The sequence below is a fragment of the Candidatus Neptunochlamydia vexilliferae genome, assembly GCF_015356785.1.
Taxonomy (GTDB): domain Bacteria; phylum Chlamydiota; class Chlamydiia; order Chlamydiales; family Simkaniaceae; genus Neptunichlamydia; species Neptunichlamydia vexilliferae.
This window is the reverse complement of the sequence record NZ_JAAEJV010000059.1, coordinates 1-10,148: the sequence shown is the minus strand read 5'-3', so window position 1 is coordinate 10,148 and position 10,148 is coordinate 1. Positions and strand designations below refer to the sequence as shown.

Genomic DNA, 10,148 nt, shown 5'->3' with positions numbered 1-10,148 from the left:
AACAGGAACAGATTATACAGAAATTACGCAGTTAATCTGAGAGAGGTAAAGCGGCAAAGATAATTGTCGCTAACCGGCAAAAATAGTTGACGCAAAACATTTTAGGGTCGTTCTTTTCTTATTCCTAAAAACAAAAACCATTCCATCCATTGGGTTAAGCTCCAGCTGATTTCTGCAGACCCCGGCAAGTCCATCTATTCCTTTGCGGAAATCAACCGGTTGTAGGCAGATAAAGACCTTCATTGTTGGAGAAAGTTGGAGCATCACTTCCCTCCAAGAATGGGCATTAAAGGCTCAATGCAAGCAATAGGTCCCTCAATCTGAATGTCTAATCTGGGGCAGCTAATCTTAATAGTTACCTTTTCAATTACTGGAGGTGGCAACTTGACTTCCTGAAATGTTAGCTTCCCTTGAGTTAGGGATTCTTTCATCTTCCTTCTTAAAAAGGTTGGAGTGAGGTTCAGCTTTTTGGATACAATGCCCACTGAGTGACTTTTTGCCAGAAAGAAAATGTCATCCCATAGAGCTTTCGGGAACTTATTTCTAGATGACCGATTTTGGCGTGCCTCAGCTAACCGCTCTTTGACACTTTCTAGAGAAGGGATACTCATGGCAAATCCTTTGGTTTGAATCAAAATATGCCATAAATTTAACAACCCTTACCTTTCTTAGTTAAGCACGCTCTATGCAAGGACACCCAGAAATCGCCCTTGCCCTAATGACAAGGCATCAATGCACCAAGAGCTAAGCACACAAGACAGGTTGTTTCGATACCTCTTACTTAAAACCCAGTTTCGAAGCTGCAGGATCGTAAAAACCCTTCAACTGCTGCCTAAACACCACATAGACCCAACTATGGACAGCCGCCAAAGCAAACAAAACATTCCTCCCCTTTAAAACCTTTGGTTTCCATTTTTCTGTTGCACGGCTTTGGAGCAGCTTATGTCCAAAAAAGACCACACAGACGAACAGAGCTGTGATTGTTAAAACTGTCTTATCGTTGCTCCTAATGGCGGGAAAAGCAGATTTTTGCACTTTTGGTTTAGCCAAAGACTTTCCTGTTAAAGTGGAAGATTTAGCAGTCGTGTTCTCTCTATCCTTTAATAAAGCATGGGAACTTGAAGGGGTATCGTTAGACCTACTTAACTTAAGCTCTTTAGAATGCAAACGATTACCTCCAGACTCCTTGGATGCATTAAAAACACTAGAGCTTGTGCTACTTGAAGAGGTGTTTTGCAAAGAATGATCGAATATACTATTAGACAAGGAGGAATATGATGAAGTAATAATCTTTTGGAGATCGATCAACTTCAAATAATTCTCATCAGTAGAAAAAGATATTTTAGCTCTATTATCGCTAATAGTAACCACTTTTTTAGAAACCGTAAGCGCTTTTTGAGTCAAATAGCAGACATCTAAAGCCAGCTTAAATGAATGGGTATCTGATACCATTTTAGCTAACTGCTGGGCACTAACCTCTCCAAGCGCTTTAGCAGCACAGTCTCGAACGAACCCCTCTACTGAAGAGTCTTTAAGAACTTTAAGGAGCCCTTCCACAACCTCTTTTACCCCATCTCCTCCTACCTTTAGATACTCTCTAAGAGCTTTAGCAGCAACGCCTCGAACGAGCCCCTCTACTGAAGAGTCTTTAAGAACTTTAAGGAGCCCTTCCACAACCTCTTTTACCCCATCTCCTCCTAAATTTAAATACTCTCCAAGAGCTTTAGCAACATAGCGTCGAACGAACCCCTGTACTGAAGAGTCTTTAAGAACTTTAAGGAGCCCTTCCACAACCTCTTTTACCCCATCTCCTCCTACCTTTAGATACTCTACAAGAGCTTTAGCAACATCGCGTCGAACGGACCCATCTACTGAAGAGTCTTTAAGAACTTTAAGGAGCCCTTCCACAACCTCTTTTACCCCATCTCCTCCTAAATTTAAATACTCTCCAAGCGCAAAAGCAGCATCGCGTCGAACGGACCTATGTACTGAAGAGTCTTTAAGAATTTTAAGGAGCCCTTCCACAACCTCTTTTACCCCATCTCCTCCCTCTTTTAGATACTCTACAAGCGCATAAGCAGCATTGCCTCGAACGTACCCATCTACTGAAGAGTCTTTAAGAATTTTAAGGAGCCCTTCCACAACCTCTTTTACCCCATCTCCTCCTACCTTTAGATACTTTACAAGAGCTGTAGCAGCAGCGCCTCGAACGGACCCATCTACTGAAGAGTCTTTAAGAATTTTAAGGAGCACTTCCACAACCTCTTTTACCCCATCTCCTCCTAACTTTAGATACTCTCTAAGAGCTTTAGCAGCACTGCCTCGAACATACCCATCTACTGAAGAGTCTTTAAGAACTTTAAGGAGCCCTTCCACAACCTCTTTTAATCTATCTCCTCCTACCTTTAAATACTCTCCAAGCGCAAAAGCAGCAGCGCCTCGAACGTACCGATCTACTGAAGAGTCTTTAAGAATTTTAAGGAGCCCTTCCACAACCTCTTTTACCCCATCTCCTCCTACCTTTAGATACTCTACAAGAGCTTCAGCAAAAGCGCCTCGAACGTACCGATCTACTGAAGAGTCTTTAAGAACTTTAAGGAGTCCTTCCACAACCTCTTTTACCCCATCTCCTCCTACCTTTAGATACTCTCCAAGAGCTTTAACAACATCGCGTCGAACGCGCCACTCTACTGAAGAGTCTTTAAGAACTTTAAGGAGCCCTTCCACAACCTCTTTTAGCCCATCTCCTCCTACCTTTAAATACTTTACAAGAGCTAGAGCAGCATTGCATCGAACGTTCCAATCTATTGAAGAGTCTTTAAGAACTTTAAAGAGCCCTTCCACAACCTCTTTTACCCCATCTCCTCCTACCTTTAGATACTCTCCAAGCGCTTTAGCAGCATCGCCTCGAACGTTCCAATCTATTGAAGAGTCTTTAAGAACTTTAAAGAGCCCTTCCACAACCTCTTTTACCCCATCTCCTCCTACCTTTAGATACTCTCCAAGCGCTTTAGCAGCATCGCCTCGAACGTTCCAATCTATTGAAGAGTCTTTAAGAACTTTAAAGAGCCCCTTTATCCCCTTTTTTGGAAGGGCTCCTCCCCCTTTTACTATCTGTGAAAGAGATTCAATAGCATACCTTCGAACATCACTACTAAGAACAAGTTCACTTAACGTCAGCATCACCTCATTTGGGATGAGCAATTTCTCTTGCCCAAGACGGCCTATTAAAGATATAGTTTCTATTTGTGTTTCTTTTTTTGTCATGTTTTCTTCAAATGCTTTTATAATAGAGGGATGGCGCAAAAGTCTCACATTTCGGTTTAAAAGCTGAAAGTTCATTTCTTGAGTAGGAGCCGCTTTGATAGATTCAACAGCTTCATCGATAAATCCTTTGTAATGAGGGATTTCCTCGGGGCACTTGCACTCCTCAAAGCAGCGCGCTTTAAGGATCAGCCCATATCCTCTTGCTAGATCTTCGGGGGCCCCGAATAGGTCATTGAAAAAAGCTCTCAGAGCTTTTTTCTTTTCTTGATGGGAGAGGTACCCTGCAGCCATCCAAAGGGTAAGCGTATACCGGGGATCGAACTTGATCTTTTTGAAACACTCGGTTGCCTTTGATGGAGCATTGATGTACATATTGGCTAGGTAAGTGGCTGCGAAGAACTCTTGAAAGGTTAAATGGATAAACTGCCCTCTACCTTGCCTTCCTCCTTCAATAGGGAATAACCCCAAACTTGTTAAGTCTCCGTAATTGAGCTTGAAGCGGCTTAAGGTTTTTTCAATCCTGGCTTTTGAAAGGTATAGAATATTATCTTCCATGGCTTGCCAGGCAATTTCCTCGAGAACTTTTGCGATGGAATCGATTTTTGGATTTGTAAGGCGAGGACTTTCTTGGTCACAAATATTTGAAGACGAGGTCAGGCTCTGGTATTTTTGTCGATCTCTGAGCTGGCAACGCTTATAAAACCAGTTCACAGCTTCGTTATAAAAGGTCGTTACCGAGAGAGTTTTGTCAGATTTAAAAATCGACTCATCCTCTTTAAATATGGAGCACATAAGGGCGAGATTAATGGGGATTTGAGCAAGACTATGGACAAGAGTTCGATTTGCAAGCTCTTTTTTAAGCTTTTGGATTTTGCTTTTTTCCTTTTCTTTGCTGAGCTCGTCATTGTCAGCTAAAAGTCCATAATATTTCTCGACATAGCTCTGGACATTTTTTTCATCAAAGCCCACGATCTCCATTTCGTTTATGTAATGGATGCCAACCCCTCCTGGACGAGAGGTTGCCATAATATGAGGAAAAAGGGGGGCCTTTTTGCGGTGATCTGTGTCAAAAGTTGCTCTATGGAGCCCCTCAAAGGCCTGTTTCAAATGCCCATTTTCTACTGCATTGGGAAGCTCATCATATCCATCGAAAATCAAAAGAGCCTTTTTTCTAAAATCTGGGTTTTCTAGAAGGCGTTGGTATTTTTTTAAATTTATTCCACACTCTTTGCATAAGATATCGTAGGGGGTATACCCCTCTTGCCTAGGAGGATAAGCTTCACTGTTAAGATTGCGGAGCCTAACGAGAAAAACCACATCAAACTCGGGCCATAGATCAGCTCCATTGATTGCTGTCATCTGACAAAAGGTAGTCTTTCCGACTCCTGCAGCTCCAAAAATTACAACCCTTTTTTGGGAAGCATTTTTAAGCTTTTCGTGCTTAAAAATGTCCTTGGGAGCGATGGGCGTTTTGGGCTTGAAAAGGGTTTCATGGGTAGGGATCCTCCTATCTTGAAATGTCTCGTTAGGATCATTGCGTTCTTTTTTCTCTTTTTCCCCGATAATGGCAAGGTTTGTGTAAACCCCTTCAATGGGAAGAGAAATCTGCCATGCTCCTTTTTCTCTAATCTCATAAACCTCTGTCAGCTGCTTTTTATAAAAAGAGGAAAGATGCTTGGTAAGTTCCTCTTTTGTCCCTAGCGTGACTTTTTCAATACCTTGATTGCTTGACCCTACATTTTGAAAGGTAACATTTGCCCCTTTTAGGTCGAATGTGGAGTTTTTAACTTTGTTGACTCGAGCATCTACTTGATTAGCTTGACCTGCAAATTTCATATCTCCCCCTACACTTGCAGTTCCGATAGTGACTGTGGTTGGATTAATGACCAGCCTGTTTTTATTGCGAAACTCAATGAGATCGTCACTGACAAGAGTCTTTTTGTCTGATGAAGAACTGTTAGAGGCTATTGGTTGCATTGTGTTCTCCTTGTTTTATCTTCCTTAATAGCGATCATGGGACTTCGATGTATTAAAAGTACTAGAGCTTGAACTTGTGCTGCTTGAAGAGGTGTTTTGCCAAGAATGATCGAATATGCCATTAACTAAGGAAGAATATGATGAATTAATGATCTTTTGAAGGTTCACTAATTTCAAGTAATTCTTATCAGCAGGAAAAGATATTTTATTTCTATTATCGCTAATAGTGATTTCTTTTTCAGAAACCGTAAACGCTTTTTGAGTCAAATAGCAGACAACTAAAGCTAGCTTAAATGAACGAGTATCCGATACCATTTTAGCTAACTGCTGGGAGCTAGACTTTCGAAGAGCTCGAGCAACAGAGTCTCGAACTTTCTCATCTCCTGAATGGTTTTTAAAAACTTTAAGGAGCTCCTCTACCACTTCTTTTACTTTTTCTCCTTTCCAATAAATTTGCGCAGGCCTAAAATTCCCTATCCCTGCGGCAAGCCGCTGGGTATTTCGGGAATTTTCCCTTCGGGACGGCTGCGCTTTGGTGCAATTTGAGCCGGGCCTCAACTCGTAGCAAGCCACGGGGAAAAGTGCAAGTTTTAGATACTCTCCAAGCGCAGAAGCAGCATCGCATCGAACGGACCAATCTACTGAAGAGTTTTTAAAAACTTTAAGGAGCACACCCACAACCTCTTTTACTTTTTCTCCTCCTAACTTTAGATACTCTCCAAGCGCATAAGCAGCAGCACGTCGAACGGACTCATCTACTGAAGAGCCTTTAAAAACTTTAAGAAGCACATCCACAACCTCTTTTTCTTTTTCTTTTTCTCCTTCCCCTTTTAGATACTGTCCAAGAGCATAAGCAGCAGCGCTTCTAACTTTCCAATCTACTGAAGAGTCTTTAAAAACTTTAAGGAGCCCTGCCACAACCTCTTTTACTTTTTCTCCTCCCCCTTTTAGATACTCTCCAAGCGCATAAGCAGCATTGCTTCGACCGGCCCCCTTTACTGAAGAGTCTTTAAGAACTTTAAGGAGCCCTTCCACAACCTCTTTTGCTTTTTCTCCTCCTAACTTTAGATACTCTCCAAGAGTATAAGCAACATTGCGTAGAGCGTACCCCTTTACTGAACAGTCTTTAAGAAATTTATGAAGTTTAAGGAACACATCCACAACCTCTTTTTCTTTTTCTTTTTCTCCTTCCCCTTTTAGATACTCTCCAAGCGCAGAAGCAGCAGACCAACGATTACCCAATACCATATCAACTAACTGCTCGGGGAGAGACCTTTCAAGCTCAGAAGCAGCATAGAGTGGAGTGAGCCTCTCTACTGAAGAGTCTTTAAGAACTTCAAGAAGCACATCCACAACCTCTTTTACTTTTTCTCCTCCCTCTTTTAGATGCTCTCCAAGCGGAGAAGCAGCAACGCTTCGAACTTCCCAATCTACTGAAGAGTCTTTAAGCACCTTAAGGAGCCCTTCTACAACCTCTTTTGCTTTTTCTCCTCCCCCTTTTAGATACTCTCCAAGCGCAAAAGCAGCAGCGCGTCGAATGGACCCATCTACTGAAGAGTCTTTAAAAACTTCAAGAAACACATCCACAACCTCTTTTACTTTTTCTCCTCCTAATTTTAGATACTCTCCAAGCGCATAAGCAGCGTTGCTTCGAACGAACCCCTCTACTGAAGAGTCTTTAAGCACTTTAAGGAGCACTTCCACAACCTCTTTTACTTTTTCTCCTCCCTCTTTTAGATACCCTACAAGCGCATAAGCAGCGTTGCTTCGAACGAACCCCTCTACTGAAGAGTCTTTAAGCACTTTAAGGAGCACTTCCACAACCTCTTTTACTTTTTCTCCTTCTACTTTTAGATACTCTATAATAACATAAGCAGCCTTGCTTCGAACGGACCCGTCTACTGAAGAGTCTTTAAGCACTTTAAAGAGCACTTCCACAACCTCTTTTGCTTTTTCTCCTCCCTCTTTTAGATACTCTCCAAGCGCTTCAGCAGCATTGCTTCGAGCGTACCCATTTAATGAAGAGTCTTTAAGCACTTTAAGGAGCACTTCCACAACCTCTTTTGCTTTTTCTCCTCCTACCTTTAGATACTCTCCAAGCGCTTCAGCAGCATCGCCTCGAGCGTACCCATTTAATGAAGAGTCCTTAAGCACTTTAAGGAGCACCTCTATCCCCTTTTTTGGAAGGGCTCTTCCCCCTTTTACTATTTGTAGAATCACTCTAATAGCAGCATCTTGAGTAGCGCTACTAAAAGCAAGTTCACTTAACGTCAGCATCATCTCATGTGGGATGAGTAATTTCTCTTGCACAAGACGGCCTATTAAAGATATAGCTTTTAGTCGTGTTCCTTTTTTTGTCATGTTTTCCTGAAATGCTTTTATAATAGAGGGATGGTGCAAAAGCCTGACATTTTGGTTTAAAAGCTGAAAGTTCATTTCTTGAACAGGAGTTGCTTTGATAGACTCAGCAGCTTCATCGATAAATGCTTTGTGCTGAGGGATTTCTTTGGGACACTTGCACTCCTCAAAGCAACGAGCTTTAAGGATCAGCCCATATCCTCTTGCTAAATCTTGAGGGTCTCCAAATAAATCATTGAAAAAAATCTTCAGAGCTTTTTTCTTTTCTTGGTGGGAGAGGTACCCTGCAGCCATCCATAGGGTGAGGGTATACCGGGGGTCGAACTTGATTGCTTTGAAATACTTGGTTGCTTGTAATGGGTTATTTATATAAAGGTTAGCTAGGTAAGTGGCTGCAAAAAACTCTTGAAAGGTCAAATGGATAAACTGTGGGTGATCATCTTCTGCACTAAAAAGGCCAATTTTCGTTAGATCATCAGTGCTTATATTGTTTTTTTCTAGAGCCTGGTTAATGCAAGACTCACTCGGATATAGGGTGTTTTTTTTCATTGCTGTCCAAGCAATTTCTTCTAAAGCCTTTGCTATGGGGTCGATCGTTTTCTTAGACTCTCGGTCTGATCGAGGGTCTCTTTGCCTGCGAATACGCTTCTTTAATATGTCAGATGCAAGAGAGGGAAGCTGACTAAGCTGATACCGTTTATAAAACCAGCGAACAGCCTCGATATAGAAGGTGGAAATGGAGACTGTGTCCGAGTGCAGGAAGCTCTCGTTTTCTTTAAAAAGAGCGCAGATAAGAGAGAGATTTATGGGAATCTGCGCAAAGCTATGGACGATTGGCTTTGCTTTGAGTTGGCTTTTTAAGGCTGAGATTTTCCCATCTGCGTCTTGTTTTGTGAAGTCTGAATTTTTGATCAAAGCTGTATAAAACTTCTCGATATATTCTTGGATACTAGGTTCATCAAACCCAACGATTTCTAGCCTTGCCTTAACATCCATATCCACATCCATGGGGCGTGAGGTGATGAGGATGTGGGGAAAATGCTCCTTGAGCTTAAAAAAGGCCTTTTGGACACCTTCACATTCAAAGGTCTCTGGAAGCTCGTCATAGCCATCTAAAATAAGGAGAGCTCTATTTCTAAGCGACTTTTGATCAAGGAGATGTTTATAGTTCTTTAGGGAAAAGCCTCCTTCTTCCGCAATCAGGTCTTGATAGCTATAGGTGAGACCTCTTTTTTTGCCAGAGAGGTTTCGGAGCTTAATAAGAAACACCACATCAAAGTCAGACCATAACATTGGTCCATTAATCGCTGCCATTTGGCAAAAAGTACTTTTGCCTACCCCTGCAGCTCCAAGAATCACCGCACGCTTTTCATCTGCATTTTTTAGCTCTTCCCGGACAAAAATCTCCTTCATCTTAATCGGTTCTTTAGGGGCAAAGATGGTCTCGTGGCTCGAAATTCGCCTATCTTGGAACAGTTTTTTGAGATTGTCCTTCTCTTTTTTCTCTTGTTCTCCAATAATTGTAAGGGTAGTGTATACTCCTTCGATAGGCATAGAGATTTGCCAGGCCCCCTTACCCCTGATTTTGTAAACAACTGCTTGCTGCTTTTTATAAAAAGAGGAAAGATGCTTGGCAAGCTCCTCTTTTGTCCCTAGCGTGACTTTTTCAATACCTTGATTGCTTGACCCTACATTTTGAAAGGTAACATTTGCCCCTTTTAGGTCGAATGTGGAGTTTTTAACTTTGTTGACTCGAGCATCTACTTGATTAGCTTGACCTGCAAATTTCATATCTCCCCCTACACTTGCAGTTCCGATAGTGACTGTGGTTGGATTAATGACCAGCCTGTTTTTATTGCGAAACTCAATGAGATCGTCACTGACAAGAGTCTTTTTGTCTGATGAAGAACTGTTAGAGGCTATTGGTTGCATTGTGTTCTCCTTGTTTTATCTTCCTTAATAGCGATCATGGGACTTCGATGTATTAAAAGTACTAGAGCTTGAACTTGTGCTGCTTGAAGAGGTGTTTTGCCAAGAATGATCGAATATGCCATTAACTAAGGAAGAATATAATGAATTAATGATCTTTTGAATGCCCACTAATTTCAAGTAATTCTTATCGGCAGGAAAAAGTATTTTAGTTCTATTATCGCTAATAGTGATCTCTTTTTCAGAAACCGTAAGTGCTTTTTGAGTCAAATAGCAGACAGCTAAAGCTAGCTTAAATGAACGAGTATCCGATACCATTTTAGCTAACTGCTGGGGGCTAGACTTTCGAAGAGCTCGAGCAATAGATTCTCGATGACACCAAAATGAAGAGTTTTTAAGAAACTTAAAGAGCCCTTCCACAACCTCTTTTACCCCATCTCCTCCTAACTTTAGATACTCTACAAGCGCTTCAGCAGCAGGGCATCGAACATACCCATCTACTGAAGAGTCTTTAAAAAGAGACTGTAAATTAAACTGTGTAAACGCCATTTAGATGCCTCCCAAAGTTGGGAGCCTTTCTTCATAGGCTACCCCAAAATATGAGAGTGCTTCTTTCC

General features: G+C 41.7%; 5 protein-coding genes. All 5 read right to left on the bottom strand.

The window, feature by feature from the left end; genetic code table 11:
• Nucleotides 1-69: 69 nt before the first annotated feature.
• On the bottom strand, nucleotides 70-243 hold the full coding sequence (gene tnpB, locus NEPTK9_RS10045; RefSeq protein WP_420887674.1) for an IS66 family insertion sequence element accessory protein TnpB: 174 nt from the start codon (nucleotides 241-243) through the stop codon (nucleotides 70-72).
• 20 nt (nucleotides 244-263) lie between these two features.
• Entirely contained in the window at nucleotides 264-611 is a 348-nt protein-coding gene (locus NEPTK9_RS08005) for a hypothetical protein (RefSeq protein ID WP_194848313.1), read from the bottom strand.
• A 166-nt stretch (nucleotides 612-777) separates the two neighbouring features.
• Nucleotides 778-5,244: a HEAT repeat domain-containing protein gene (locus NEPTK9_RS08000; RefSeq protein ID WP_194848312.1), complete on the bottom strand. Its 4,467-nt coding sequence runs from the start codon at nucleotides 5,242-5,244 to the stop codon at nucleotides 778-780.
• A gap of 24 nt (nucleotides 5,245-5,268) precedes the next feature.
• Nucleotides 5,269-9,534 (bottom strand): HEAT repeat domain-containing protein, encoded by a 4,266-nt coding sequence (locus NEPTK9_RS07995; RefSeq protein ID WP_194848311.1) that lies wholly within the window; start codon nucleotides 9,532-9,534, stop codon nucleotides 5,269-5,271.
• Nucleotides 9,535-9,558: 24 nt separating this feature from the next.
• Entirely contained in the window at nucleotides 9,559-10,080 is a 522-nt protein-coding gene (locus NEPTK9_RS07990) for a hypothetical protein (protein ID WP_194848310.1), read from the bottom strand.
• Between the last annotated feature and the right edge of the window lie 68 nt (nucleotides 10,081-10,148).